The organism is Paenibacillus phocaeensis, assembly GCF_900021165.1.
Classification (GTDB): domain Bacteria; phylum Bacillota; class Bacilli; order Paenibacillales; family Paenibacillaceae; genus Fontibacillus; species Fontibacillus phocaensis.
The window spans coordinates 395,912-422,009 of sequence record NZ_FCOQ01000012.1; the positions used below are offsets into that span (position 1 = coordinate 395,912).

The 26,098-nt window shown below is 56.4% G+C and carries 22 protein-coding genes; 9 read left to right on the forward strand and 13 right to left on the reverse strand.

Features of this window, described 5'->3' with window-relative positions:
• Positions 1 to 1,631 precede the first annotated feature (1,631 nt).
• The 5 genes from BN3795_RS07255 to BN3795_RS07275 all read left to right on the forward strand — a co-directional run bounded on the left by BN3795_RS07255 (position 1,632) and on the right by BN3795_RS07275 (position 9,218).
• Positions 1,632 to 2,900 (forward strand): Glu/Leu/Phe/Val family dehydrogenase, encoded by a 1,269-nt coding sequence (locus BN3795_RS07255; protein WP_068784079.1) that lies wholly within the window; start codon positions 1,632 to 1,634, stop codon positions 2,898 to 2,900.
• Positions 2,901 to 2,903: 3 nt separating this feature from the next.
• Positions 2,904 to 4,307: an NAD-dependent malic enzyme gene (locus BN3795_RS07260; protein WP_068784018.1), complete on the forward strand. Its 1,404-nt coding sequence runs from the start codon at positions 2,904 to 2,906 to the stop codon at positions 4,305 to 4,307.
• Positions 4,308 to 4,487: 180 nt separating this feature from the next.
• Entirely contained in the window at positions 4,488 to 6,524 is a 2,037-nt protein-coding gene (locus BN3795_RS07265) for an S-layer homology domain-containing protein (RefSeq protein WP_068784019.1), read from the forward strand.
• 101 nt (positions 6,525 to 6,625) lie between these two features.
• Positions 6,626 to 7,825, forward strand: a complete 1,200-nt coding sequence (locus BN3795_RS07270) for a lysophospholipid acyltransferase family protein (RefSeq protein ID WP_068784020.1) — start codon at positions 6,626 to 6,628, stop codon at positions 7,823 to 7,825.
• Positions 7,826 to 7,847: 22 nt separating this feature from the next.
• A complete protein-coding gene (locus tag BN3795_RS07275; protein ID WP_068784021.1) occupies positions 7,848 to 9,218 on the forward strand; it encodes a sodium/glutamate symporter family protein in 1,371 nt (456 codons plus the stop codon).
• A gap of 71 nt (positions 9,219 to 9,289) precedes the next feature.
• On the opposite strand, the gene BN3795_RS07280 is transcribed toward BN3795_RS07275, so the two are convergent.
• The 9 genes from BN3795_RS07280 to BN3795_RS07320 form a co-directional block, all read right to left on the reverse strand.
• Positions 9,290 to 10,318 (reverse strand): HAAS signaling domain-containing protein, encoded by a 1,029-nt coding sequence (locus BN3795_RS07280; RefSeq protein ID WP_068784022.1) that lies wholly within the window; start codon positions 10,316 to 10,318, stop codon positions 9,290 to 9,292.
• Positions 10,296 to 10,652, reverse strand: a complete 357-nt coding sequence (locus BN3795_RS07285; protein ID WP_068784023.1) for a PadR family transcriptional regulator — start codon at positions 10,650 to 10,652, stop codon at positions 10,296 to 10,298. The genes BN3795_RS07280 and BN3795_RS07285 overlap by 23 nt, the downstream gene beginning before the upstream one ends.
• Positions 10,653 to 10,837: 185 nt before the next feature.
• Positions 10,838 to 12,157, reverse strand: coding sequence for an extracellular solute-binding protein (locus BN3795_RS07290; RefSeq protein WP_068784024.1), 1,320 nt, complete (start codon positions 12,155 to 12,157; stop codon positions 10,838 to 10,840).
• A gap of 41 nt (positions 12,158 to 12,198) precedes the next feature.
• Positions 12,199 to 13,356 (reverse strand): efflux RND transporter periplasmic adaptor subunit, encoded by a 1,158-nt coding sequence (locus BN3795_RS07295; RefSeq protein ID WP_068784025.1) that lies wholly within the window; start codon positions 13,354 to 13,356, stop codon positions 12,199 to 12,201.
• Positions 13,357 to 13,374: 18 nt separating this feature from the next.
• Positions 13,375 to 14,229, reverse strand: a complete 855-nt coding sequence (locus BN3795_RS07300) for a carbohydrate ABC transporter permease (RefSeq protein ID WP_068784080.1) — start codon at positions 14,227 to 14,229, stop codon at positions 13,375 to 13,377.
• Between the two features lie 90 nt (positions 14,230 to 14,319).
• Positions 14,320 to 15,234: a carbohydrate ABC transporter permease gene (locus tag BN3795_RS07305; protein WP_068784026.1), complete on the reverse strand. Its 915-nt coding sequence runs from the start codon at positions 15,232 to 15,234 to the stop codon at positions 14,320 to 14,322.
• A 98-nt stretch (positions 15,235 to 15,332) separates the two neighbouring features.
• Positions 15,333 to 16,442, reverse strand: coding sequence for a sensor histidine kinase (locus BN3795_RS07310; protein ID WP_068784027.1), 1,110 nt, complete (start codon positions 16,440 to 16,442; stop codon positions 15,333 to 15,335).
• On the reverse strand, positions 16,435 to 17,136 hold the full coding sequence (locus BN3795_RS07315; protein ID WP_068784028.1) for a response regulator transcription factor: 702 nt from the start codon (positions 17,134 to 17,136) through the stop codon (positions 16,435 to 16,437). Before BN3795_RS07315 ends, BN3795_RS07310 begins: the two co-directional genes overlap by 8 nt.
• Positions 17,137 to 17,179: 43 nt before the next feature.
• Positions 17,180 to 17,551 (reverse strand): winged helix-turn-helix transcriptional regulator, encoded by a 372-nt coding sequence (locus BN3795_RS07320; protein ID WP_068784029.1) that lies wholly within the window; start codon positions 17,549 to 17,551, stop codon positions 17,180 to 17,182.
• A 196-nt stretch (positions 17,552 to 17,747) separates the two neighbouring features.
• On the opposite strand from BN3795_RS07320, the gene BN3795_RS07325 reads away from it, so the two are divergent.
• Together BN3795_RS07325 and BN3795_RS07330 are read left to right on the forward strand one after the other, a co-directional pair.
• A complete protein-coding gene (locus BN3795_RS07325; protein ID WP_068784030.1) occupies positions 17,748 to 18,953 on the forward strand; it encodes an MFS transporter in 1,206 nt (401 codons plus the stop codon).
• A 15-nt stretch (positions 18,954 to 18,968) separates the two neighbouring features.
• Positions 18,969 to 19,811, forward strand: a complete 843-nt coding sequence (locus BN3795_RS07330) for an aldo/keto reductase (protein ID WP_068784031.1) — start codon at positions 18,969 to 18,971, stop codon at positions 19,809 to 19,811.
• 57 nt (positions 19,812 to 19,868) lie between these two features.
• Here the strand turns inward: BN3795_RS07330 and BN3795_RS07335 are convergent, their stop codons facing one another.
• Positions 19,869 to 20,372: a hypothetical protein gene (locus BN3795_RS07335; protein ID WP_198524666.1), complete on the reverse strand. Its 504-nt coding sequence runs from the start codon at positions 20,370 to 20,372 to the stop codon at positions 19,869 to 19,871.
• Positions 20,373 to 20,581: 209 nt separating this feature from the next.
• Here BN3795_RS07335 and BN3795_RS07340 point away from each other — a divergent pair, with 209 nt between their 5' ends.
• Together BN3795_RS07340 and BN3795_RS07345 are read left to right on the forward strand one after the other, a co-directional pair.
• Positions 20,582 to 21,046, forward strand: coding sequence for a DsrE/DsrF/DrsH-like family protein (locus tag BN3795_RS07340; RefSeq protein ID WP_068784081.1), 465 nt, complete (start codon positions 20,582 to 20,584; stop codon positions 21,044 to 21,046).
• A 136-nt stretch (positions 21,047 to 21,182) separates the two neighbouring features.
• A complete protein-coding gene (locus tag BN3795_RS07345) occupies positions 21,183 to 22,697 on the forward strand; it encodes an aminotransferase class V-fold PLP-dependent enzyme (RefSeq protein WP_110945066.1) in 1,515 nt (504 codons plus the stop codon).
• A 19-nt stretch (positions 22,698 to 22,716) separates the two neighbouring features.
• Here the strand turns inward: BN3795_RS07345 and BN3795_RS07350 are convergent, their stop codons facing one another.
• The 3 genes from BN3795_RS07350 to BN3795_RS07360 form a co-directional block, all read right to left on the reverse strand.
• Entirely contained in the window at positions 22,717 to 23,682 is a 966-nt protein-coding gene (locus tag BN3795_RS07350) for a DMT family transporter (RefSeq protein WP_068784034.1), read from the reverse strand.
• Positions 23,683 to 23,885: 203 nt separating this feature from the next.
• Positions 23,886 to 24,764 carry an N-carbamoylputrescine amidase gene (gene aguB / locus BN3795_RS07355; RefSeq protein ID WP_068784035.1) on the reverse strand — a complete coding sequence of 293 codons (879 nt, stop codon included), beginning with the start codon at positions 24,762 to 24,764 and terminating at the stop codon, positions 23,886 to 23,888.
• A 30-nt stretch (positions 24,765 to 24,794) separates the two neighbouring features.
• A complete protein-coding gene (locus BN3795_RS07360) occupies positions 24,795 to 25,838 on the reverse strand; it encodes an agmatine deiminase family protein (RefSeq protein WP_068784036.1) in 1,044 nt (347 codons plus the stop codon).
• Between the last annotated feature and the right edge of the window lie 260 nt (positions 25,839 to 26,098).

Below are 26,098 nucleotides of genomic sequence, written 5' to 3' on the forward strand. Positions count from 1 at the left end.
TTCGGACACCTACTGCTTGCTTTCGCACTCGCTCACTGCTCGGACACCTACTGCTTGCTTTCGCACTCACTCGCTGCTCAGACACCTACTACTTGCTTTCGCACTCGCTCACTGCTCGCCCCCCTGCCTGCTCTAACGCTGATGAGACACGCTATTGTGGGGATTTCGCCCCGACTAAATTTCTAACGACGCTGAGACACGCTATTTGAGCGAAAACGCCGTGTTTCACCAGTAAAATCGTGAAATAAGCTCTGTGATCAGCGTTAGAATTCCAAATCGGCGTTTTTAGCCGGTTTAAGGTTTGTGGCAAGCGTTAGAGCCACGGCAGGAGTTTGTTGGTCTACTTGTCGAGCATCAGTGCCACGGCAGCAAGTTGATTGGTCAATTGTCCAGCATCCGAGCTACGGCGATGAGTTTGTTTGGTTGGATCATATGGTGAGCGCTGATGTCACGGCGGTAACTTACTACTCGCTCACTGCTCGGCCACCTACTGCTTGCTTTAACGCACTCACTCACTGCTCGGCCCCCTGCCTGCTCTAACGCTGATGAGACACGCTATTGTGGGGATTTCGCCCCGACTAAATTTCTAACGACGCTGAGACACGCTATTTGAGCGAAAACGCCGTGTTTCACCAGTAAAATCGTGAAATAAGCTCTGTGATCAGCGTTAGAATTCCAAATCGGCGTTTTTAGCCGGTTTAAGGTTTGTGGCAAGCGTTAGAGCCACGGCAGGAGTTTGTTGGTCTACTTGTCGAGCATTAGTGCCACGGCAGCTAGTTGGTTGGTCAATTGTCGTGCATCGGTGCCACGGCAGCAAGTTGATTGGTCAATTGTCGTGCATCAGAGCTACGGTAGCTAGTTAGTCGGCCCACTTGTCCAGCATCCGAGCTACAGCAGCAGTTAGTCGGTCACTTTTCGAGCATCGGTGCCACGGCAGCAAGTTGATTGGTCAATTGTCGTGCATCAGAGCTACGGCGATGAGTTTGTTTGGTTGGATCATATGGTGAGCGCTGATGTCACGGTGGTAACTTACTACTCGCTCACTGTTCGGACACCTACTGTTTGCTTTCGCACTCGCTCGCTGCTTGGCCACCTACTGTTTGCTTTCGCACTCGCTTACTGCTCGCCCCCCTGCCTGCTCTAACGCTGATGAGACACGCTATTGTGGGGATTTCGCCCCGACTAAATTTCTAACGACGCTGAGACACGCTATTTGAGCGAAAACACCGTGTTTCACCAGTAAAATCGTGAAATAAGCTCTGTGATCAGCGTTAGAATTCCAAATCGGCGTTTTTAGCCCGTTTAAGGTTTGTGGCAAGCGTTAGAGCTACGGCAGGAGTTTGTTGGTCTACTTGTCGAGCATCAGTGCCACGGCGGTGAGTTAGTTGGTCAATTGTCGAGCATCGGTGCCACGACGGTGAGTTAGTTGGTCAATTGTCGTGCATCAGAGCCACGGCGGTGAGTTAGTTGGTCACTTGTCGAGCGTTAGAGCTACGGCAGCTAGTTTGTCGGTCAATTGTTGAGCATTATAGCCACAGCGGCCACGATGGCAAGTCTGCTTTGTGCTAGAGGATGTGCTTTTGCTGAATTTCAAGAATCACCCCCATAACGGATCGAAAGAAGGGGAACCCATGATTATGAACGGGAAACGAAAACTTTCGGAAAATACGGACGTTTTGACCGGCACTCAGCAGGTGATCCGGATGGCGCTGGAGACGATGAACGAGCCGCCGGCGATGTACGACCTGCTCAAGGAGCCGCTGCGGATGCTGACCGTACGGATTCCGGTGAAGATGGACGACGGCTCCGTCCAGGTCTTTACCGGGTACCGCGCCCAGCATAACGACGCGATCGGGCCGACCAAAGGCGGCGTGCGGTTCCACCCCGAGGTCACGGCCGAGGAAGTCAAGGCCTTGTCGATGTGGATGAGCATCAAGTGCGGCATCGTGTCGCTGCCCTATGGCGGCGGCAAAGGCGGGATCGCCTGCGACCCGCGGACGATGTCGATGCGGGAGCTGGAGGCGCTCAGCCGCGGGTACGTCCGGGCGATCAGCCAGATGGTGGGGCCGGCCAAGGACATCCCCGCGCCCGATGTCTACACCAACTCGCAGGTGATGGCCTGGATGATGGACGAGTACAGCCGCATCCGCGAGTTCGACTCGCCCAGCTTCATCACCGGCAAACCGCTGGTGCTCGGCGGCTCTTATGGGCGGGAATCGTCAACGGCGCTTGGCGTGACGATCGTACTGAAGGAGGCCGCGAAGATGGCCGGGATGGCGGTGGAAGGCTCGCGGGTCATCATCCAGGGCTTTGGCAACGCCGGCAGCTACCTGGCGAAGTTCCTGCATGATGCCGGGGCCGTCATCGTAGGCATCGCGGACGCGCGCGGCGCGCTGTACGATCCGAACGGGCTCGATATTCCGGAGCTGCTGGATCGGCGGGATTCTTTTGGCGCGGTGACTCATCTTTATCCCAACCGGATTACGAATCAGGAACTGCTGGTGAAGGCGTGCGACATCCTCGTGCCGGCGGCGATCGAGAATCAACTTACCGAGCAGAACGCGCCGGACATTCAAGCGAAGCTGATCGTCGAAGCGGCCAATGGCCCGACGACTTATGGGGCGACCGAAATTTTGTCCAACCGCGGGGTTCTGATTGTGCCGGATGTCCTAGCGAGTGCGGGCGGCGTGGTCGTATCCTATTTCGAGTGGGTGCAAAATAATCAGGGTTACTACTGGCCGCTGGAGGAAGTCAACGCGAAGCTGGAGCAGCTGTTGGTGGACGCTTTTCACAAGGTTTATCAGACCTCGGCGACGCGCCGGGTGAACATGCGTCTGGCTGCCTATATCGTTGGGCTGAAGCGAATGACCGAGGCGGTTAAATGGCGGGGGTGGGTATAAGCAATGGCACGTACTTTAATTATTATCCGGTTGGAGCTCGACCATAAACAGGCCAGCTTCGGCGATGTCGCCGCTGCGGTGAGCGGTGCAGGCGGAGATATCACTTCGATCGATGTCATCTCTTCGGCCAAAGGGTCCTCGGTGCGCGATATCACCGTCGATACGGGAGATCGGGAGGAAACGGATTTCGTCAAAGCGCTGCGCAAGCTGCATGGCGTCCGGCTGATCAACGTCTCCGACCGCACGTTCCTCATGCATCTCGGCGGCAAAATCACGATGGAACCCACGATGCCGATCCGCAACCGCGACGATCTGTCGCAGGTGTACACGCCTGGGGTCGCTAAAGTCTGCACGGCGATCCATGAGAGCCCGAACAAGGCGTTCTCGCTGACGATCAAGCGCAACACCGTGGCGGTCATCACGGACGGCACCGCTGTGCTGGGGCTCGGCAATATCGGCCCGTACGCCGCTGCGCCGGTTATGGAAGGCAAGGCGATGCTGTTCAAGCAACTGGCCGGGGTCGACGCCTTCCCGCTCTGCCTCGATACGAGCGATACGGAGGAGATCATTCGTACGATCAAAGCGGTCAGCCCGATTTTTGGCGGAATAAACCTGGAGGACATCAGCTCCCCACGGTGTTTTGAAATAGAGCAGCGACTGGCGGAAGAACTGGACATCCCGGTCTTCCATGACGACCAGCACGGAACCGCGGTTGTGGTGATTGCGGGATTGATCAACGCGCTGAAGGTCGTCGGCAAAACGATGTCCGAAGTTCGGGTTGTGGTGAGCGGTGTGGGGGCGGCCGGGGTCTCCATCTGCAAAATGCTGCTCGCCGCCGGCGTAACCCAGCTCGCTCCGGTGGACAAGGAGGGGGCGATTGTCCGCGGCGGATCGTACCGATACCCGATGTGGCAGTGGCTGGCGGAGCAGCCGCAAGTGGAAAGTCGGCCCGGTTCGCTGCAGGACATCCTCCCCGGCGCCGATGTGTTTATCGGCGTCTCGGCAGGCAACCTGCTGCGCGGAGAGCATCTGCAATCGATGAACGAACAGCCCATCGTGTTTGCGCTCGCCAACCCGCAGCCGGAAATCGATCCCGAGGTGGGGTTGGTGCATGCGGCCGTATTTGCAACCGGCCGAAGCGATTATCCGAACCAGATCAACAACGTGCTCGTGTTCCCCGGCATATTCCGCGGCGCACTGGATTGTCGGGCGCGCGTGGTAAATGAGGCGATGAAGCTCGCCGCCGCAGAAGCGATCGCTTCTGCCGTCACCGACGCGGAGCGGAACGAGCAGTATATCATCCCGAGCATTTTTAACGACCAGGTCGTCCCGCTTGTGCGTAAAGCCGTTATCGATGCGGCAATGGCTACCGGTGTGGCTCGGCGTATCCCCCCAGATTTTCGGTGACAATACGGAGGGGAGAACCCTCCTCTTCCTGCCCTTACTGCCTTCGCAGCAAGGGTTTTTTTGTGCCCGGAAAAAGACGTTTAAAATTAGATTGCATGATTTTAAATTTGATATATATTAATTTTAGACAAATATCGAGACATCCTTGTAAAAATTTGATGAAACGAAAGGAGCGTACAGATGAACAAGAGGCTTTACGTCAAAGTCATGACCAGCGCCGCCCTGCTCAGCGCCATCGCGCTGCCGGCCCATGCAGCAACTGACTTATCGGACATCCAGGGTTCTTATGCGAAAGAAGCTATTCAGGAACTGGTCGACGCAGGGATCCTAAACGGAAAGGGGGGCGGGAAATTCGATCCCACAGGGAAAATCGAGCGGCAGGATTTCGCAATCCTTCTTGCCAGAGCCCTGAACCTGGATTTGGCTCAAGCCCCGGCGACAGCTACCTTCAGGGATGTACCTGCCGATCACTATGCGTATAAGTATATCGAAGCTGCGGCGGAAGTCGGCTTAATTAATGGCTACGGAAATGGAGTCTTTGGTGCCGGTCAAAACTTATCGCGGCAAGACATGGCGGTTATTTTCGTGCGAGCATTGGGTATCGATGCCACCGGTAAAGGCGCCAACCTGTCCTTTTCCGATGCGAACCATATTTCCGATTATGCGAAGGATGCGGTAGCCGCGGCGATGGAACTGGGTTTACTCTCGGGTGTTGGCAACGGTCAATTTGACCCTACCGGAAGTGCGGAGCGACAAGCGGTGGCCTTGGTGGCCAGCAAGTTTATGAAGAAAAACGAAGAGATCAAGAAGCAAACCGAAGCCAGTCCGTCCTCTTCCACAGAGGAGACGCCCGCTCCAACCGAGCCGGACAAGCCTGCAGGGCCAGGGCCAGCAACGTCCGTCCCTAGCTCTGGCGGCAGCAGCGGCGGTGGCAGCAGCACTCCGCAGCCTGATGTGACCGCTCCGACGGTGACACTGGTCTCCAACACACCCGTAACCATTGGGCTTCCTGTGATTGCCCGAAGCAGCGAGTCAGGCACCCTTTATCTCATTCCTAACTCAACCACTCCAAGAACAAAGTCCGAGCTGGATTCGTACAGTTCCGGCCGCGGCGTCATCGCCACTTCGGCCAATATCAACGCAAATATCCCAACCACCGGGTTGTCCGCCGGGAGTTACCGGGTTTTTGCGGTAGATGCAGCGGGAAATGTGTCTGAACCTTCTACAGCCCTGGTCTTGCTAAAAAGCCTGCAGGATCTGGTTGCCGAAGCTCAATTGTTGGCGAATACGGCTGTTGAGGGAGACGAACCCGGAAATTACCCCGGGCTTGCCATTCAAGAGCTGAAACATGCCATGATGGCCGCTCAAAATGTCCTAATTAATCCCGCATCCACCCCATCCGACCTTAATAACGCAGCCGCGACACTCCAAGAAGCGATATCCGTCTTCAAAAAAGCCCAAGTGCCGCAGCCAGTTGAACTGGAGCTTCAGCTAACCGAAGGAGCCAAGCTGGTCCTTAATAGCGGATCAACATCGGGGTCCGAAGTCACATTGACCGACTCCGACACGGGAATCTATCAGTACCCGCTCAGAAATATCCAGGATTTCGTGCAGGTGACTCGAAATCAGGTCGTTCAGAAGCTGGAATATCACCCTGACACCTATATTTTCTCCGTCCTTGACCCGGAAACCAACGACGAACTCGCGCTTCTCAGGCTGGTTAGCGAATCGCCACTGATTGAAGTCGTCCCGTCACCAGCGGGCGTGGTGATTCGACCGCTTGAAGCGCTGGAGGAGAACAGCCAGGTGGCATTGACGTTGAATCTGATCAACCTTGATATCCTCGTCGCAAGCAAGGATTTGCCGATTATTGGGGATCAGACCCCGCCGACCGTAACCGATGCAACGTATCACGCGGAGGGCAGCATCACCCTAACGTTTAGCGAAGATCTCCCGAGTGAGGCGTTCCCGTCCAGTCTTACGCTGGGTTACTCCGCTTCCGGTGATTTCATGGATACGGTGAATATTGATCCCGTGGGATATACCTTATCCCCAGTAAGCAGCACGCAATTACGCATCCAATTCAAGCCGGAGACGATGGCGAAGTATGATTTCAAAAAACCCGGGAAATTCCGCATCCTAGCGATAAACGGCACGGATTATGCCAACCTTCCTCTGAACCTTAGCGAGGGAATCAAGGAGATCGTCATTCCCTAAAGTCTCCCCCAAGAACGGCCTCTCGGCCGTTCTTTTCTTCAAAATATGATATAACAATATTAATGTATTTTATCGCAAAAATGACCTCAGGAAGTGAACTCGTGAGTATAAAAAAACCGGGGAAACTCGTGCAGCGATTGGTGTTGTTCGCAGCGCGCGCGATCATTCGGAGCCGTTCCCGCATGAAAGTCGAGCGTAACGATACGGTAGGGCTGAAGCCGCCTTATCTGATTTTGGCGAACCATGTAACCAACTGGGACCCGCTGTACATCAACTGCTATGTGGACGAGCCCATCAGCTTCGTGGCCGGAGCCTCCCTGTTCCGCAACCCGCTGCTCGCCAAACTGCTGAATTATACCGGAGCAATCCCCAAAACCAAATATAAAAACGACACGCGAACGATCCGCGGTATGTTGAAGGCCAAGCAGCACGCGCGAGTCATCGGCTTGTTCCCGGAAGGCAACCGGAACTGGGACGGGATGACCGAACCGCTCATTTACTCCACGGCCAAGCTGGTGAAGATGCTGGATGTTCCGGTGGTCATCGCGACCATTTCCGGCGGCCACCTGTCGTTCCCCCGTTGGGCGGAGAGCCCTCGCCGAGGTCCGATCCGGATCTCATTGGTGAAAAAATGGGACGCCGGTGCGTTCGCAAACCATACACCGGAAGCCATTCACGAAATGCTGACGGAAGCGTTGGCGCATGACGAGGCGGAGTGGCAGTCTCTAACAGGCGCTGCTTATTACGGCAAAGCCCCGGCTCATTACCTGGAGCGCCTGCTGTTTATTTGCCCGCACTGCGAGGCACCGGGCCGACTCCGCTCCGAACAAGACTTGTTCGGCTGCACAGCCTGCGGCTACACGGTTCGCTACACGCCGCAAGGCAAGTTCGCCCCCTTCACCCATCCCCTGCGGTTTACCACCACGCGGGACTGGAACCGCTGGCAGCTGGAACGGCTCGAGCAAGCGATCCAAGAACCGGGACAACTGGCCGCCTGGGAACCCGTCATGCGCGATCCTGTACATATGTATGTTTCCGAAGGGGAACAGCCCTTTCAATCGCGGGGAACGGGGCAGCTGCGATGGAGCGCCGATCGGGAAGCTTCACTGACTTTTCAGGGTGACGCCGGGCCAGAATACTCCTTCCCGTTTGCCGAGCTGGAAGGCCTCAATGTACAACTTCACCATAAACTTGAATTTTACGCCGGGGACAAGCTGTACCGCTTCCTGTTCTACCAACCGCGCACCTCGGCTTACAAATGGCTTCAATTTATCAACGCGCTGGAACAGCGTACACCCTAGCATAACTTAGGAGGTTCTCCCCTTGGATCATTCATGGTCGTTCGTGATTGACTTTACGCTTCTCTCCCTGTTGATGGTCGTGTCGGCCATCCTCAAGGCGCGCATTCCGCTGCTTCGTAAAATAATCGTCCCCACCTCCATGGTCGCCGGCATCCTCGGATTGCTCGTCGGCCCGGAGCTGCTCGGCTGGCTCCAGTTCGATATCGACCGCCTGGGTCAGCTCGTCTATCACCTGATGGCCGTTGGGTTCATCGCTCTCTCCCTCAAGGAACGGGAGGTGACGAACAGTCCGGCGGTGATGAGGTCCGGGATGCTGATCGTGTCTACCTACCTGATTCAAGGGTTGGTGGGGTTCGGGCTGCTTTTGCTGCTGACGGAGCTCTTCTATCCCGGGATGTTCCCGGGGATCGGTCTGCTCCTCCCTCTCGGGTATGGGCAAGGTCCGGGCCAGGCTTATTCGATCGGCAGCCGTTGGGAGGCGTTAGGGCTTGAAGGCGGCGGCAATCTCGGTCTGACCATCGCCGGGTTCGGTTTTATCTGGGCCGTGATTCCCGGCATCATCCTGATGAATTTCCTCATCCGCCATCCGAAATTTAAACAGGCGGCCGCCTCCGGCTCCCATAAGGAACGGACCGAGGTCACGGAAAAATCGGAAGAAGGCGAAATTCCGCTTAGCGACGCGATCGATAAGCTGACCTACCAAATTGCGCTAATTGGTTTTATCTATCTCGTCACCTATATCACGTTACGCGGGCTGGAGGCGGTGCTGACCCCGCTCGGCACCTATGGCGAAACGCTGGCCCAACTGCTGATCGGCTTCCACTTCCTGATCGGCAGCCTGTATGCGATGTTGTTCCGGTGGATTCTCAACCGCTGGAAGCAGGCGGGCTTTCAGCTGGAGCATTCCCCTAACAACTATCTATTGCAGCGCATCTCCGGTTTATCCTTCGATTACATGATCGCCGCCTCGATCGCGGCGATCTCGATTTACGCCTTGAAGCAGTATCTGACGCCGGTGCTGATCCTGACGACGGTCGGCGGGTTGGTTACCGTGTGGTTTATGGTATGGTTGGTGCCGCGGGTGCTGCCGGAGGATAAACTGCCGAACATTCTCGGTTTTTACGGCATGTTGACCGGAACGATCTCCACCGGACTGGCGCTCGTCAAAGCCGTCGATCCGAAATTCCAGTCGAATACAACGGACAATCTGGTCATGGGCAGCGCAAGCGCGATCATGTTCGGGTTCCCGCTGCTGCTGATTTTGAACATCCCGATCGTCGGGTACCTGCAAAATCAGCCGATGATGTACCTGTACACCTTTGCGGCGCTGTTCCTATATTTCGTCATCCTGCTGGGCGTGCTGCTCTACCGCTCCCGAAAAGCGGCCGCCTAAGCCGGGGGACACGCAATCGCTGAAAATCCCCACCCTCTTCACCAAGAGAGTGGGGATTTGTCATGACGGCGTTATTTCGCCGGTTTGGAGATGTTCGCTTTGCGGAACCCCTGGTAGCTGTCGAGGACCGCGGCTAACATGCAGGCAAACAACGCCAACCACATGATCCATTCGGAACCGAAGCCGGACACTCCCCATGGTTGAGGTCCGAAAATCTCCTCCATTTTCGCGGTGAAACCTGGGGACAGCAGCTCCGGATTCAGGATCATTGCGCCGAACACCACGAGCGAAAGGACGTGGTTGGCCACGTTCAGGAATGCGACGGGCACAGTCCATTGGGAAACGACCCATTTATAGATCGCCAGAGCGACGTCCAGCACGAGAACCACCACGACAAACGGCCAATAGGAGAGCAGCACCTCCTGATTAAAGACCGGAGTCGTCACTTCAAATCCGAAACGGCCGTTTTCGTAAACGCCAATCAACCGATCCGCGTAAAAATACGCGCAGCCCCAAATCGCCGTCCACAACAGGCCAAAAAACACTTCGCTTTTCTTGATCTCTTTCTCCTTCGGAATATCGCGAACATCGTATAGATCCTCCGGCGTCCATGGCTTGAACTTCGCATTAAACGGCAGCTCCTTACCTGCCCCGGTGCGCTCCAAAACGACAAAAAGCAGCGTAATCCAAAAGGCGACCTGGATCCCGGTTTCCAGCACCCCCCAAATGGCCTTGCCCATGAAGACAGCCGCCGTATTAAACAGGGCCGTTTCATCTGAATACATAATAATTTGGTTGGCGACCAATGAAAGGAGTGCGATGACAATCGCGATCGGAACAACCATCTTCATCACTTGAACATAGGCGTCATAGAAACGCGGCCCGATCAGGTACGCCGGCTGATCCCGGTACTGCGCAGCCAGCATGGCCGGGTCGCCTAGTTTGGCCAAGGCCTCCTTCACTTCGGCTTCGCCATATCCCTCCGGCAGCATATCCTCAATCGTGGAGCGCAGCTCCAGCGCAATATCCTCCCGGTTTCGCTCCGGCAGCCTGCGGGTTACTTCCTGAATGTACAGATCAATCAGTTTTGATGGATTCATCGATCTTCTCCCCCTTTAACAACGTGTACAGCTCCTGGGAGGTCTTCTCCCACTCCAGCTTCAACTGCTCGAAAATCTCGACGCCAAACGGGCTTAGCACATAATAGCGGCGCGGCCGGCTCTCCGACGTGTCCCAACTGCTCGTCACCAGCTCCTGCTTCTCCAGTCGGCGCAGCAGCGGGTAAAGGGTGCTTTGGTCAATCGTGATCCCCGACTGCTCCAACCGTTGAACCAGCGAATACCCGTATTGCGGCGTCCGCAGTTGGCTTAACACCGCCAAGGTCAGCGTTCCGCGGCGGAGCTCCGTGATCATCGAATTCAGTAAGTCATTCATCCTTCCACCTCGTTGTTTAATACTGTTTCGCATATACTGTGTGTCGTACAATATAACTTATACTATGCATCATACACTATTGTTTGATATCAAGCAATAGGCATCGCCTAACTTAAACCAAAAAAATCCTGCCTCATCACGAGGCAGGACCTTCCGAAAATTCAGGTTCAACGGTCTGCTTTCTTTTATTCGTTCAGAAATGTCGTCGCCCGGTTTTGCATCAGCTTCGCGGCTTCCTCTGCGGATTTCTGACCGCTGAAGAAGGCGAGCGACTCCTCGCCAACGATGGAGATCACCTTGGCGTCCAGCGGCGAATATGGGTCCACCGCATCCAGCATCTGACGAAAACGGTCGAATTCCTCGCCCTCCGCCTTGACCAAGGTTCCATCAGGCAGTTTATAGCTGCCCTCCGCAACCTGCTGCCGCATCTCGTCCAGCTTTTGTTCGTTGACCGAAGAAAGCAGTGAGAAGCCGCTGCGCTCCGGCATCTTCTGCGCCTCCTCCGACAGGAGAAAACGGATCAGCTTCCAGGCTTCGTCCGGAACTGCCGAATTCGCCCGGATCCCGAACAAGGTGTCCGGAATGATTCGCATCGTGCCGGATTGATCCGGGCTATGCGGTTTCTGCATAAAGATTGGACGTTCGAAATACTGGTGAGGCACGTGAATGACATCCACAGGGTCACGCAGCACGTCGGAATAAAACAGCTGCTTCCCCGGCCCCGCCGGATCTGCGGTCATCACGCCATCGTCGTACATCTGCTTCACCTGATGCAGCAGCGCTATGAATTCCGAAGAATCGAACTTGGCTTGCTTCTTGTTCGTATCGACATAGGTCGCATAGTTATCCACCGTCATTTCCTGCATCAGCATTTCCGGCGGGTATTCCGCCATGGCAAAGGTCTTATCTTTCCCTTGCGTCAACGTCTTCGCCATTTCGGCAAAATCCTGCCAGGTCCAGGTTTTCTCCTGGATTTCCGCCTCTTTCAACGCCTCTCCGTCACCGATGAACGCTCTCAGAGAAAAGCCGCCCGGAATCGCATATAAACCTCCGTTCTCCTTCGTGGCGTCCAGGATGTTTTGTTGGAGCTCCTCCTTCTTGATGGACGAATCACCGCTTAACAGCGTATCCATGTTCTGAAGCAGGCCTTTGGCAACGTAGTCGCCGATCGGCAGGCTGCTCATTTCAATGACGTCCGGCCCCTGCCCTGAGAGCAGCGCGGTGTTGACCGATTTGCGGTATTCCTCGATTTCGCCGGCCTTCCACTCCTCTCCGGCTTGCTTATAGGCCTGAAGGGTCAGGTCGATGTCCGGGTACTCGGCCTCGAACTTCCGTTCCAGCGCCGCATAGAATGGGGTTGCCTCCTGAACCGATAAGGTAAGAACGGTTTTGCCCCCTTCTCCGGCCGGTTTCTTCCCGGCATTTTCCGTCTCCCTGCTGCATGCAGCCAAAGCGATCGAAACCATCAGCGCCACGATGATTGTCGTTCCCATTCGTTTTTTCATGGGTCATTCCCTCCTATGTTTCATCTCTCTCTCGCCTATCTTTATTGCAAACGAACCCGGTTACCGTCCTGCAAAGGTTCGCTGCTCTCCAAAATGATTCGCTCTCCTTCATAGAGAAGGTCTGCCGGAATCATCGTTTCTTCTTCATTCGTCCCGATCGTTTCGATCGGCACCTTCCGGGCTACGAATACGTTGCCCAACGCTCCGCGCTGCTCCTCCACCTTGAAAATAAAACGCGTATTGCCGTCGCGGTGAATCGCTTCGTTCGGAACAACCCAGCCCTGCTCGGAGGATGTCTGCTCCAGCCGGACTGAAACCTGCTCCCCTCCCTTCAGGCCGGGAGCAGCTGCATGGATACGCAGGCGTCTTTGCGGCACCGCCGCCGTTTCGGCACCGTCTGACGGCGAACCGGCCGGCCGTGGGTCCGCATCGGCGATCTCCTCGATCGTTCCCTCCAGCCGGTGGGCCGGCCGTTCGGCGGTGCCGGCAACCTCGACCGCCACCGCTTGGCCGGTTGCGATCCCGAGGCGGTCGATCACCCCGGCATCTCCGGTGATGTCTACACGGTAGCCCGCGCTGCCGCTTGAAACCACCACGTCCGGGAGGGAGGCGGAAGCCAATCCTGCCGCCGCGTTCACCTCCGCGACCACTCCATCAAACGGGGCCACAATCTCCCGCTGGCGGCTTAGCTGCTCCCGCAGCCCCTCGATTTTCCGCTCCTGCACCTGGAGGTCGAGCTTGCGCGTTTCCAGCTCACGCTTAACCTCCCGGAGTCCGGTCTCGTCTCCGCCGACCGTGGCCTCAATGAACTGATCCTGTATCGTTTCCAGCGCGATTCGTTGTTTCTTGAACTGTGCCAGTTCATCCTCCAATTCTCTCTCGGCGGCGGCACTATCGTATAACACAAGCTTCTGGCCCTCCTTAACCATGGTGCCCTCCTTTACGAGCACCTTCCGGACCTTCCATCCTGCCGGGTTCGCCAGTTCCGCCTGCTTCGCTGGCTTCAAAATCCCGCTTCCCGTCAGCCGATAGGTGAGTCCGCCGGCCGACGCCGGGTTCGTTCGGACCTTCGGCAAGGTCATGGATTGCAGCGTATTGCTGAAAAATGTGAAAAACAGCAAGCCCCCCATCAATGCCGTAAAAGCAGTTAAAATCATTTTTTTGCGTTTGCGATCCGTTTGATCTTTCGCGAGTTCCATGACGCGTCTTTCTCCTTCCTATCCCTTGATTCCGGACAGCTGCACGCCTTCGATGAAATACGATTCGGCGTGAAGGAACAGCAGCACCATCGGCGACATGTACAACATCGAAGCGGCGAAGGCGATCCCCCACTCGCCGCTTAATCTCGATAGGAAGACCGACAACGGCTGCCGAAGCGGGTCCAGAAAAATCAGCGGCTGCTCGACCATATTCCAGTAATCAACGAACAGCAGAACCACCAGCGCGGCAATTCCCGGCTTGACCATCGGGAGGATGATCGTCAGGAAGATCCGCAGATGACCGGCACCGTCGATATGGGCGGCTTCGATATAGGCGTACGGGATATGCAGCATGAATTGGCGCAGCAGAAAGACCCCGAACGCCGCGAAGATGCCGGGCAGAATCACCGCCGCCGGGCGGTGGATCAGTCCCAGCCAATCGGCCATCAGATAATTCGGGACCAGCGTCACTTGAAAGGGCATCAGCATCGAGAGCAAGTAGATCAGGAAAATGGCGTCCCGGCCGCGAAACCGCAGTATCGACAGCGCGTAAGCCGCCAGCGCCGCCACCGCCGTCTGTCCGGCGATGATCGGCAAGACCAACCCCACGGAATGCCAGAACATCAGCAAATAATTGGGGGTATACACCAACAGACGGCCGTATTGCGCCAAGGTCGCCTGATCGGGCACCCATTTCAGGTTAACGAAGGTATCGGCTCCGGTCGAAGTGGCCGCCGTCAGTTCCCCGATCGGACCGTAATTGATTTCAAGCTCCTGTTCGCTCATCAGCGAGTTGGTGAATGTAATGACGACGGGGAACAGGAGCAGCACGGCGAATACGCCCAACACCCCTGTCAACAAAGCCTTTTGCATCGTTTTGAACGCATGCACGCCCGACACCTCCTATATACGCGCGTTCCATGTCGGTTCTCAGGACCGAGAAGGTTGGATGAAGCCGACCCTCTATTCCATGAAGTGCCGGTATCGGCGTTCCAGCCCGAACAAGCCCAGGACAATCGCCAGGATGGCGGCGACCATCAGGACGGCGGCAGCCGTCAGTTTCTGGATGTCCATGGATACGAACATGTTGTTCATGTAATGCTGCAGCATGTAGATGCTATCGTGCGGATAATCGCCCGCCAGCAAATACGTCTCCCGAAATACCTTAAACGAATTGATGATTGACATGATCGCCACGAAGAACGTTGTTGTCGTTAAGTAAACGAGCGTAATGCCGAAAAACCGGCGGGCCGCGCCGGCGCCTTCCACCTGCGCAGTCTCGTAGTAATCCCGGGGAATTTGCTGTAAGCCGGCCAGAAACAAAATGACGTTGTAGCCGAGATTTTTCCACAAATACGCTGCGATGACGACATACCGGGCGGCACTGCTCTTCATCCAGTCCACGCGCTCGATACCGAAATGACCGAGGAGGTAGTTCAGGACCCCGTTCCAATCAAACACCATCTGCCAGATGAGGATGACCGACGCCACCGGAACGACCAGCGGCAGCACGTAAGAGGTGCGCAGCCATTTCCTCAGGTAAATCTGCCGATTCAACAGCAAGGCCAGTCCCAGCGATAATCCCAGCAATAACGGAACGCCAAGCGCGCTGAAATACAGCGTGTTGGCCGCCGCCTTCCGGAACGAATCGCTGGCCATCAGTTCGCGGTAATTCGCCAACCCGACGAAGCTTCCGCCGGCGGCTCCGCTCCGGAAGGAGGTGAAGAGACTCATGCCAAACGGGATCAGATAAAAGACCGCGAACCCGACCGCGCTCGGGGCCAGAAACAACCCGGCCGCCGCGGCATCCCTGCGACGCCACCTTGCAAAACCTGAAGCCCGGCTTTTGGGCGCACGACAAAAAACCCACTTTTTCATTTCCCAATCCTCCTGCCGTTCTTCCTCTTCAAGCTTAAGGCGGACTGTTAAAATCAAAAGTGGGGTAAATCTAAAATTTTCCTTAAATTGAGCCGAATTCAACCCTCAAGTTTCGGCAAACGAACCTCGAACTCCGTACGGATCAGATCGCTTCGCACCGCAATGGCGCCTTCATGCTGCTCCACAATGTTCTTGGCGATGAACAGCCCCAGCCCGGTGCTGCCTTCCTGGTGCGTGCGCGCCCGATCGCCGGTAAAGAACATATCGAACACGTGCGGCAGCTCATCCGGGGGGATGGAATCCCCGTAGTTGGTGACGCGCACGACAACCTCTCCCCCGTCCAGACGACCGCGGACGTCGATGTGCTCTCCGTCTTTGCCGTAACGAACGGCATTGGACAGCAGGTTCTCAAAGACGCGGGCGAGCAAGTCGCCGTCGCCGGAGATCATGAGCTGCGGTTCGGTTTCCAGCCGGGCGGTCAGCTCATTTTTCTCAAATACAGGATACATCTCTTCGGTTAATTGGATCAGTAGCTCGTTCAAGTCCAGCGGCCGGCGGTGGATATTCAGCTTGCCGTAATTCATTCGCGTAATTTCGAACAGCTCGTCGATCAGCTTCTCCAGTCGCTCCGACTTGGTGTAGGCAATCGTGGTGTAATGCTTCATTTGCTCGGCGGTTAAATCTTTGCCCTGCAGGATGAAGTCCAGATATCCGATGACAGAGGTTAACGGGGTTCGCAGATCATGAGCCAAGTTCAGCACCAATTGCTCCTTGCTGTTCTCGGCAAATTCCCCCCATTCCACCGCCTGCTGCAGCTTCTCGCTGGCCAGATTAATGTCCCGAGCAATCTCTCCGAACTCATCGCCGGAAGGAACATGAACCCGATTCGTGAAGTCTCCCCCCGCCAACTGGTTGATCCCCCGGGAAATTTCCCGAAAATACGCGACGTAACGCCGGGTAAGCAGATAGAAGTATAAGAACGACAGCGGGATAAAAATAATCAAAAATACATTAACGTCGCCGATCTCACGTATGATCCGACGGACATCATACAGCGGGTCCTCGCGGAGCAGCGTGTGGTAATACTCCCGCAACGCCAGGTAAATCAGAAAGGTCGTCCCGGCGGACAGCAGCATGCTGAGTCCGAACAACCGGATCATTTGAAAGCGAAAGCTGCGAAATTTCGGTTTGTCCGCGTAATTATCCATTGAACGAATACCCTACTCCCCAGACGGTTCTGATCAGCTTGGTCTTGTGCTGATCTTCCCCCAGCTTCTTGCGCAGGGTCCGAATATGCACCATGACCGTATTCCCGCCCTCATAATACGCTTCGCCCCAGACTTTCTCGAAAATATGCTCCGAGCTGAACACTTTCTTCGGATGGCTGGCGAGCAGCACCAAAATGTCGAACTCCTTAGGCGTAAGTTCCACCGGTTCGCCGTACAGGAACACCGTCCGCTGCTCGGGATGGATCACGAGCCCTCCGGCCTCCAGCACCGGCTCGTCCGCCGGGGCGGCGACCGACGGATTCAGCTGGATGAAACGCCGCAGTTGGGCGTTCGCCCGCGCCACCAGTTCCATCGGGTTAAACGGCTTGGTCATATAATCGTCGGCTCCGCGTACCAGACCGGTGATTTTATCGAGATCGGTTGCTTTGGCGCTTAGAAAAATAATCGGCAAATGATGCTGCTCGCGGATTTGCCGGGTTACCTCATACCCGTCGATCTTCGGCATCATAATGTCCAAGATGGCCAAATCCACCGACTGCGTCCGGATGATATCCAGCGCCTCTTGCCCGTCGGATGCTTTGATGCAGCGGTACCCTTCCCGGGCCAGATGCAGCTCGATCAAATCGGCAATTTCCGCCTCGTCATCCGCAATCAATACCGTGATGGGTTTCATCGATCCCTCGCTCCTTTTCATGGACAGCATAACCAATGACGCTTCAAGATTTCAAATGTTCGTTTAACACGTTCTCGTCCAGAACATCATAGCTGCCGTAAACCTTGCGGATATGCTGCTCCCCCCAAGCGCACAGCGCATCCAATATCCCGCTTAAACTCTCCCCGTAATCGCTTAGCTCATATTCCACCCGAGGCGGAACCTCCTGGTAGACGATCCGGCGAATCACCCCGTCAGCCTCCAACTCGCGCAGCTGCTGGGTCAACATTTTCTGGGTGATGTCGGGCATTAAACGTTTTAATTCACTGGTCCGCTTCCGGCCGTGCGTCAGGTGGCACAGGATCACGCATTTCCACTTCCCGCCGATCACCTCCAGCGTGGCTTCCACGGATATATTGTATTTCTTCGCTTTCATCGCGATGGCTCCTTTTCATAGGCACAAAAATGTACCTATCCTACTTTCTAGTGCCTATATTACTTCAAAGTACGTACTTCTCAAAATCGACCCTATCTCCCATAATAGCATTTGTCGCTCGCTTCTGCATAAGTCCCTTGCCGAACGACGATATCCTAATATCCACATCATGACAGGGAGGTTCAAAGAAAGGGTTATGGATAAACAACGAAGTATCCTGGCGCTGCTCGCCTTGGCCATCAGCGCCTTTGCTATTGGGACAACCGAGTTTATCAGCGTGGGGCTGCTCCCCTTGATCGCGGAAGATCTGCATATCTCCACAACCACAGCGGGGCTGACCGTTTCCTTATATGCGTTAGGCGTGACCTTCGGGGCGCCGGTTCTCACCTCGTTCACGGCGCGAATGTCACGCAAGACACTGCTGCTCTGGATCATGATCGTGTTCATGATCGGCAATGCCTTGGCTGCGGCGGCGACCGGCATCGGCATGCTGCTCGCAGCCCGGGTGGTCTCCGCCTTCTCGCACGGCGTGTTCATGTCGATCGGATCAACGATCGCCGCCGATCTGGTACCGGAACACCGCCGGGCCAGCGCCATCTCGATCATGTTCACCGGCCTGACCGTTGCGACCGTTACCGGAGTGCCGCTCGGTACCTTTATCGGTCAGCAGCTCGGCTGGCGCGCCGCATTTATCCTGATCGTCGCCGTGGGGCTGCTGGGCTTAATCTCCAACAGCCTGCTGATTCCATCCGGCTTGCGAAAAGGGACGCGAACCGCGTTCCGCGACCAGGTACAGCTGGTCCGGAACGGACGGCTGCTGTTGTCGTTCTTGATCACTGCCTTGGGTTACGGCGGCACCTTTGTCGTCTACACCTATCTGTCGCCAATCTTGCTGGAGATTACCGGATTTAAGGAAAACGCCGTCGCGGTGATCTTGCTCGTCTACGGCGTCGCCATCGCCATCGGCAACATGATCGGCGGCAAGCTGTCCAATCGGCAGCCGGTTCGAGCCTTATTCTATATGTTTATCGCTCAGGCCCTCATCCTGCTGGCCTTGCTGTTTACGGCACCATTTAAGGTTGCCGGCTTGGCGACTATTTTCCTCATGGGGCTGTTGGCCTTCATGAATGTGCCGGGGCTGCAGGTGTACGTCGTCATGCTGGCGGAGCGTTTCGTCCCGTCTGCGGTTGACGTCGCCTCTGCAATCAATATCGCGGCCTTTAACGCCGGAATTGCGCTAGGATCTTATCTGGGCGGGGTTATCGCTGATTCAATCGGCCTCATCCATACCTCATGGATCGGCGCACTGATGGTCGCTGCCGCCGTGCTGCTCACCGGTTGGAGCCGCGTCCTGGAGAGGAAAGACCAACCGGAAATGCTCTATTCAACACCACATTCTTAAGGAGGTTCATTTATTATGATCACCCATTTGCACGATACCACTACACTGCATAACGGAGTGAAGATGCCTTGGCTGGGCCTCGGCGTCTTCCAGGTTGAGGAAGGCCCCGAACTCGTGGATGCGGTCAAATCCGCGATGGCCCACGGCTATCGAAGCATCGATACCGCCGCCATCTACGGGAATGAATCGGGCGTCGGACAAGGCATCCGCGAAGGCCTGCAGCAAGCCGGCATTCCGCGTGACGCGCTGTTCGTCACCTCCAAGGTATGGAATGCCGACCTCGGATACGAAGAGACGCTGGCCGCTTATGAAACGAGCCTGCGCAAGCTTGGATTGGACTATCTCGACCTCTACTTGATCCACTGGCCTGTGGCAGGCAAATACAAAGACGCCTGGCGAGCGCTGGAGACGCTCTACAAGGCTGGAAAAGTCAAAGCGATCGGCGTCAGCAACTTCCAGGTCCATCATCTGGAAGACTTAATGGCGGACGCGGAGATCGTGCCGATGGTCAACCAGGTCGAATACCACCCTCGTTTGACCCAGCAGGAAGTACAAGCTTTCTGCCGCCAGCACGGCATTCAGATGGAAGCCTGGTCCCCGCTGATGCAAGGGCAATTGCTGGATCATCCTTTCCTGCAAGAGCTTGCTCGCCACTACGGCAAATCGGTCGCGCAAATCATCCTTCGCTGGGATTTGCAGAACGGCGTGGTTACGATACCGAAGTCGACCCGGCCGCATCGGATTGTCGAGAACGCAAACGTATTCGATTTCGCATTAACGACGGAGGATATGGCGCGGATCAGCGCGTTGGACGCCAACCTGCGAATCGGACCGGATCCTGACAACTTCGATTTCTAAACCAATCAAGAAGAGCAGATCCCGCGGATCCCTTGGATCCTCCGGGTCTGCTCTTCTTCAGCTGTAAGGTCCGATTTCGATACGATGATGCTCCGTCTCGTACGAAAGGTCCTTGTATACGCCGTCTTCCTTGACCGAAAATTCGGCAACTGCATAAATTTCATACGTGCCTATGCGGTCGATACGGGTTTCGAAAAACTCGTTGATATCCGTTTCTCCCCCCATGCTGCGAACCACCGCATGGTCCGCCTCAGTGCTCGTGCTCACCCGGTTTCCCGCGCTATCCACGATCAGATAGTGGAACACTCGCGGCCGGCTCTGCAGTTCAAAGCGGGTTTTGGACAGATTGTGCAGGCTGGCAATCAGCGTGAACGTCTCGTCCAATCCGGCGTGCTTCGGAACCGAGAGCTCTGCAGTGAAGGAACCTTCCGTATTGCGTGAAGCCTCCGGGGGTTCGGCCGGTCTCAGTTGGGTGATCGCCTTGTTGACCGGGTCCAAGCTGCAGCCGGCAAGAAGGAGCATGACGAGCGCAACCGCCACCCCTAACCTATATCTCTTCAACACTTCTCACCTCGAAATTCATAACGTGATCCGCCTGTTCTGTTGCAGATGCGTAAAGAAAGGGTACCCCAAAGGTACTTTCGAAATCAAGGGCCGTGAATTTTGAGCGATTGTTGAACGAAGCATAGTCCTCCTTCCAAAAACCATACTAATGTCAGATTCATCCAAATTACGAATAATGGAGGCGGGCCGCATTGGCGCAAAAAAGAATGAATTTGCTGATGTTCAGCGGGGATTACGATAAGGCAATGGCCGGGCTGATTCTGGCGAACAGCGCGCGGGATATCGACGTGGAGGTGACGATGTTTTTTGCCTTCTGGGGGCTGTTTCTGGTACGTGATCCGGAGAAAATGACGCTGGAAGACAAGACGTTGTACGAAAAGCTGATGACCTGGATGACCCCCAAAGGGCCGGACGAGCTGCCGCTCTCGAAAATGAATTACAGCGGGCTGGGCAAATGGATGCTGAATGAAATGATCGAGGATCAGGAAGCTCCGCGGCTCATCCATTTCCTGAAGGGGGCCCGGAAGAAAAACATCAAATTCTACGGCTGCAAGCTCTCGGTTGACATCATGGGTTTCAAGCCGGAGGAGTTCCTCCCCGAGCTGGAGATCATCGATGCTCAAACCTACCTGCGGGATGCGCTGGAATCGGACATTCAGCTGTTTATTTGAAGTTGAAGTTGCTTGCAGCAATCGCCTCGTCCTCATTGTGGACGTTTTTCGAACTCTCTCATTAACCCTAACCCCCCTGGGCGAATACACATAACCTAAAGCGAGATTACAGTTGCCTAACAGGGGGAGAATCGGTTTGCAGGAGATTGAGGAATTGGAATTTGAGGTTTACCGTAAAAATACGATCGGCTACCGCCACCGCTATGTGACGCCGTACGGAACGCAAACGCTGCTGTATGCCGATTGGGCAGCCAGCGGCCGCCTGTATCGGCCGATCGAGAGGAAGCTGGCCGAGGAATTGGGCCCGCTCGCAGGCAATCCCCACACCGCCGCCAGCTTGACCGGAACGGCTATGACCACCGTTTATGAAGAATCTAAGCGGATAGTAAAGCACCACGTCCACGCCGGTCCGAGCGACATCCTGCTATTCGAGGGGACGGGGATGACAGGAGCGGTGAACAAGCTGCAGCGGTTGCTCGGATTGAAGGCACCGACAGGATGGCGGGCTGCCTCCCGGGGCGGCATGGTTGGGCGGGAGCGGCCCGTCATCTTCGTCACCCACATGGAGCATCACTCCAACCACATCTCCTGGGCAGAAACGATCGGCGAAGTCGTCTGCATCCCGCCGGGGGCGAACGGCCGAGTTGACCCCGATCAACTGGACTTCCTGCTCCGCCGCTACCGGGATCGCCGCATCAAAATCGGAGCGTTCACCGCTTGCTCCAACGTCACCGGCTTCGTTACGCCGATTCGCCAGCTCGCTCGGGTGATGCATCAGCACGGCGGCTGTTGCGTGATCGATTACTCCGCCAGCGCGCCGTACGCGCCGATCGACATGCATCCGGCGGGAGCCCCGGAAGAGCGGCTTGACGCCATCCTCTTCTCCCCGCACAAATTCCTGGGCGGCCCCGGCACCGGCGGGGTGCTGGTTATGGATGCGGGGTTATGCGCAGGCGCATCGCCGGACCGCCCGGGCGGCGGCACGGTGTCCTGGACCAGCCCGTGGGGCGATATTCAGTATCTGTCCAATGCCGAAGCGCGGGAGGATGGCGGCACGCCGGGGGTGATGCAGGCGGCCCGTACCGCGTTATGTCTCCGGCTCAAGGAGCAGATGGGCACCGAGCGCATGCTGCGCCGGGAGCGGGAGCTGACGGACCGGCTGTTGTCGGAACTCGAAGCCGTTCCGGGCTTGAGCGTGCTGGGCGGGCTGAGCCGCGAACGGCTGGGCATCGTCTCGTTCACCTGCGAGCCGCTTCATTACAATCTGCTCGTCAAGCTGCTGAACGACCGATTCGGCATTCAAGCGCGCGGCGGCTGCTCTTGCGCGGGAACGTACGGTCACTATCTGCTCGGCATTGATCGGGCCAATTCCCAGCGTATCGCTCGCCAGATCGCCGGCGGCAACCACACCGCAAAACCCGGCTGGGTGCGAATCTCCCTGCATCCCATGATGACAGTCGACGAGATTGCCTATATGGGATATGCGCTCCGTCAAACGGTCGCCCAAGGCCGGGACTGGGCCAGGGACTATAACTACGATCCCCGAACCAATGAATGGCATCATTGGCGAGGAGAACCCCGGTTCGACCTGGACGAATGGTTCCGCTTGCCGGATCGGCAAGCGGTTCATAGCAGCCCTGACCTGTCATAAGGTTACTTCGACCTACGCGTTACCGAGAAGGTTCGCCGCCGGGAACCGTCGCCGCCGCATCCGGGGCAGTACCTGCCGTGTCCGACCGGGACCCGGCTTGCTGCCCGGCGCTGCGCGAGCCGCTTCGGTTCGCCAGATACACCCCGCCAAGGATGAACACCAGTCCGGCCAACAGACGCCAGCTAACCGGTTCGTTCAGCAGCGTAAAGCCCCAAATAATTGCGCTGGCGGGAACGAGATACGTCACAGTGGTGGCGAATTGTGCGGAGCCTTTTTGCACCATGAAATAGAACAGGATATAGGCGACCCCCGAACCCAATACGCCCAGACCCATCACCGCGCCAAGCGTAGGGAGCTTGGCGAGCGGGGCCAGCGAGTCCCGCTCGGCGATCAGCGCCATGAGACCGCTGCCGGCCATCGCGCTGATCAACGTGCCGAAGGTGACCTGGTACATCGTTAGCCCGCCGGACAGCCGTTTGGACAGATGCGAGCCGACGGCGTAACAGAACGTTGCCGCCAGCATGCAGCTGAATCCGAGCAGATCCACCGAAGCGAGGGAGGAGGGGCTGACGCCGACGAGCACAAGCAACCCGAGGAAGGCGATCCCCATCCCCGCCCACTGCATGCGGCTCGTGGCGACGCGGAAGAACAAGACGCCCACCACCAGCGTCCAGAGCGGGGTTGTGGCATTCAGCACCGACGCCAGGCTGCTCGTCAGCCGCGTCTCGCTGAATCCGATCAACGCCCACGGAATCGCCGTGTTAATCAGCGCCATCACGACCATTGCCGGCCAAGGAATCGCCCGGAACCCAAACGGCTTGCGCAGGACGAGCATCACGCCCGTAATCGTCGCCAGCCCGAAGGCGGAGCGCAGGAACGCTACCGTCCAGGGGCCGAAGTCGGGCAGCAGGATTTTGATGAAGAAAAAGGAGCCGCCCCAAATCAAACTGAGCAGAATTAATGCCAAATACAACGAACGTGCCAAGCTTATCCCTTCTTTCTATGAACGTCCGGGCTAGTTAGGTATAACGTTGCCCGCACTTGAACGTACCTGATTGTATCATAGAGATGCTTCCACCATGATCGAAATATGCCTGAATCCGCAAGGGTGCGGCGCAATCGACAAAAGCCCCCAATCACCAAACACGGCGGATTGGGGGCCGTCACGATCTGACGCTGCCTATGCGGTTAGTCGATGCGAAGCTCGCCGTCGTACGAGGTGATGATCTTGTACAGATCCGGCCGGCGATCGCGGAAGATCCCCCATTCAATGCGCTGAATCTCCAACTGATCGAGGTCAAATTCCGCCACGAGTACGGTCTCCTCCGTCCGGTCGGCTTCCGCGACCTTGTTGCCTTGCGGCCCGGCGATGAAGGAGGAGCCGTAGAACGTGATGCTCGAATCTTCGTCGGTTTCGGTGCCGATGCGGTTCGAAGCAATGACCGGCACGAGGTTCGACGCAGCATGCCCGAGCATGCACATCTGCCAGTGATCCTTGGAGTCAATCGAGCCGTCCTGCGGTTCGGAACCGATTGCCGTCGGATAGAACAGCAGTTCCGCGCCCATCAGCGCCATGCAGCGGGCCGCTTCCGGATACCATTGATCCCAGCAGACGCCGACGCCGATTTTGGCGTAACGGGTCTTCCACACTTTAAACCCGGTATCGCCCGGATTAAAATAAAACTTCTCCTCATACCCCGGCCCGTCCGGGATATGGCTCTTACGGTAACGGCCCAGCACCTCGCCGTCAGCGTCAATCACGGCCAGCGAGTTGTAGCGGGCGTTGTTCTTTTTCTCATAGAAGCTGATCGGCAGAACCACTTCCAGCTCCTTGGCCACCTTGCGAAAATGCTGAATCGCCGCATTCTCCTCCAGCTCGGTCGCGTAGACGTAGTAGTCGGACTTCTCTTTTTGACAGAAATAAGGGGTCTCAAACAGCTCCTGCAGCAAAATAATCTGTGCCCCTTGCGCCGCCGCTTGTCTAACCAGCCGATCGGCTTTGGCGATGTTCTCTTCTTTATTGGACGAGCAGCTCATTTGCGTCGCTGCCACTTTGACGTTTCTCATGTCGATGATCGAACCCCTTTCGCGAAAAAATTATGAGCGTCTTGCCGCCATTTGCTGCGTGGTGCAATGCACATTGCCGCCCTCGCGGATGATGGCCATGCCGTCGACGGTACGGATCTTGCGATCCGGGAACGTCTCGCTCAGGACCTGAACGGCCTGGCGGTCGGTTTCCGCTGCAGCTCCGCCAAAGACCGGCAAAATGATCCCGCCGTTGACGAAGTAGAAGTTCAAATAGCTCAGCGTCAACCGGCTGTCCTCGTAGAACGCCTGCGGCGGCTGCGGGATCGGGATGATCTCCAGCTTGCGGCCTTGGGCGTCGGTTGCTGCGCTTAGGATGGCGATATTTTCCTGCGTAATAGCGTAGTTGTCGTCGCTTGGATCGTCGCACACCTGAAGGATGACTTTGCCCGGGGCGGCGAAGCAAGCTACGTTGTCGATGTGACCGTCCGTTTCGTCCCCGCTTAAGCCGCGTTTCAGCCAAATGATGTGATCGACGTTCACGAAGTTCTTCACCGCTGCCTCGATCTCTTCCCGGCTCAGTTGCGGGTTGCGATTCCGATTCAGCAGGCACTCCTCGGTGGTCAGCAGCGTGCCTTCGCCGTCCGTATGGATGGAGCCGCCCTCCAGCACCAATGGCGCATCAAACCGCTTCACTTTGAGGGCTTCCAGAATTTGCGGCGCTACCGCATCGTCCAGATCCCACGGCGAGTATTTACCGCCCCAGGCGTTAAATCCCCAGTTCACTCCGGCCAACTCCCCTTCCGGATGGACGAGGAACGTCGGGCCGTTGTCGCGCAGCCAGGCGTCGTTATGCTCGATCGGCAGATAGGCGATACGATCGGTGTTCGGGTCCTGCTCGAAGCGAGCTTTCACCTTAGGCAAATCATCCGGGTTCACCACAACGGTGATCGGTTCAAACTCGGCGATCGCGGTAATGAATTCCGCATACCCGTTGCACACCTCGGCGTACCGGTCGGGATAAACCATGGACTCCTGCACCGGCCAGGAGATGAAAGTGCGTTCGTGCGGCGCCCATTCGGCCGGCATTCTATAGTTCAAGTCTTTAGGATACATCGTTTCCTCCACACTTTCATTTATTGATCGTTACAAGCTAAATCCGCTGATGGGAAATGCTGTGAGGCTGGTTTCAAGTGATATGACCTGTGCCAGATTACACGGACATCCCCCGAAAATCCAGGGCGTTCGCCCAATTTACCATGATATCATATAACAAATCGCCCCCGCCTACAATGGAAGTCTTGACCGGAAAATAAATGCCTGATTTTCGGCGGCATCCCCCCGCTGCAGACGATATAATAAGGGCACCAAGATGA

What these genes read in the sequence shown, in the direction of transcription:
- BN3795_RS07265 (WP_068784019.1), top strand. Translation starts at nt 4,488, where the DNA reads ATGAACAAGAGGCTTTACGTCAAAGTCATGACCAGCGCCGCCCTGCTC.
- BN3795_RS07325 (WP_068784030.1), top strand. Translation starts at nt 17,748, where the DNA reads ATGGATAAACAACGAAGTATCCTGGCGCTGCTCGCCTTGGCCATCAGC.
- BN3795_RS07280 (WP_068784022.1), bottom strand. Translation starts at nt 10,318, where the DNA reads ATGAATCCATCAAAACTGATTGATCTGTACATTCAGGAAGTAACCCGC.
- BN3795_RS07295 (WP_068784025.1), bottom strand. Translation starts at nt 13,356, where the DNA reads ATGGAACTCGCGAAAGATCAAACGGATCGCAAACGCAAAAAAATGATT.
- BN3795_RS07360 (WP_068784036.1), bottom strand. Translation starts at nt 25,838, where the DNA reads ATGTATCCTAAAGACTTGAACTATAGAATGCCGGCCGAATGGGCGCCG.
- BN3795_RS07290 (WP_068784024.1), bottom strand. Translation starts at nt 12,157, where the DNA reads ATGAAAAAACGAATGGGAACGACAATCATCGTGGCGCTGATGGTTTCG.
- BN3795_RS07255 (WP_068784079.1), top strand. Translation starts at nt 1,632, where the DNA reads ATGATTATGAACGGGAAACGAAAACTTTCGGAAAATACGGACGTTTTG.
- BN3795_RS07300 (WP_068784080.1), bottom strand. Translation starts at nt 14,229, where the DNA reads ATGCAAAAGGCTTTGTTGACAGGGGTGTTGGGCGTATTCGCCGTGCTG.
- BN3795_RS07315 (WP_068784028.1), bottom strand. Translation starts at nt 17,136, where the DNA reads ATGAAACCCATCACGGTATTGATTGCGGATGACGAGGCGGAAATTGCC.
- BN3795_RS07320 (WP_068784029.1), bottom strand. Translation starts at nt 17,551, where the DNA reads ATGAAAGCGAAGAAATACAATATATCCGTGGAAGCCACGCTGGAGGTG.
- BN3795_RS07330 (WP_068784031.1), top strand. Translation starts at nt 18,969, where the DNA reads ATGATCACCCATTTGCACGATACCACTACACTGCATAACGGAGTGAAG.
- BN3795_RS07340 (WP_068784081.1), top strand. Translation starts at nt 20,582, where the DNA reads ATGAATTTGCTGATGTTCAGCGGGGATTACGATAAGGCAATGGCCGGG.
- aguB (WP_068784035.1), bottom strand. Translation starts at nt 24,764, where the DNA reads ATGAGAAACGTCAAAGTGGCAGCGACGCAAATGAGCTGCTCGTCCAAT.
- BN3795_RS07260 (WP_068784018.1), top strand. Translation starts at nt 2,904, where the DNA reads ATGGCACGTACTTTAATTATTATCCGGTTGGAGCTCGACCATAAACAG.
- BN3795_RS07305 (WP_068784026.1), bottom strand. Translation starts at nt 15,234, where the DNA reads ATGAAAAAGTGGGTTTTTTGTCGTGCGCCCAAAAGCCGGGCTTCAGGT.
- BN3795_RS07285 (WP_068784023.1), bottom strand. Translation starts at nt 10,652, where the DNA reads ATGAATGACTTACTGAATTCGATGATCACGGAGCTCCGCCGCGGAACG.
- BN3795_RS07310 (WP_068784027.1), bottom strand. Translation starts at nt 16,442, where the DNA reads ATGGATAATTACGCGGACAAACCGAAATTTCGCAGCTTTCGCTTTCAA.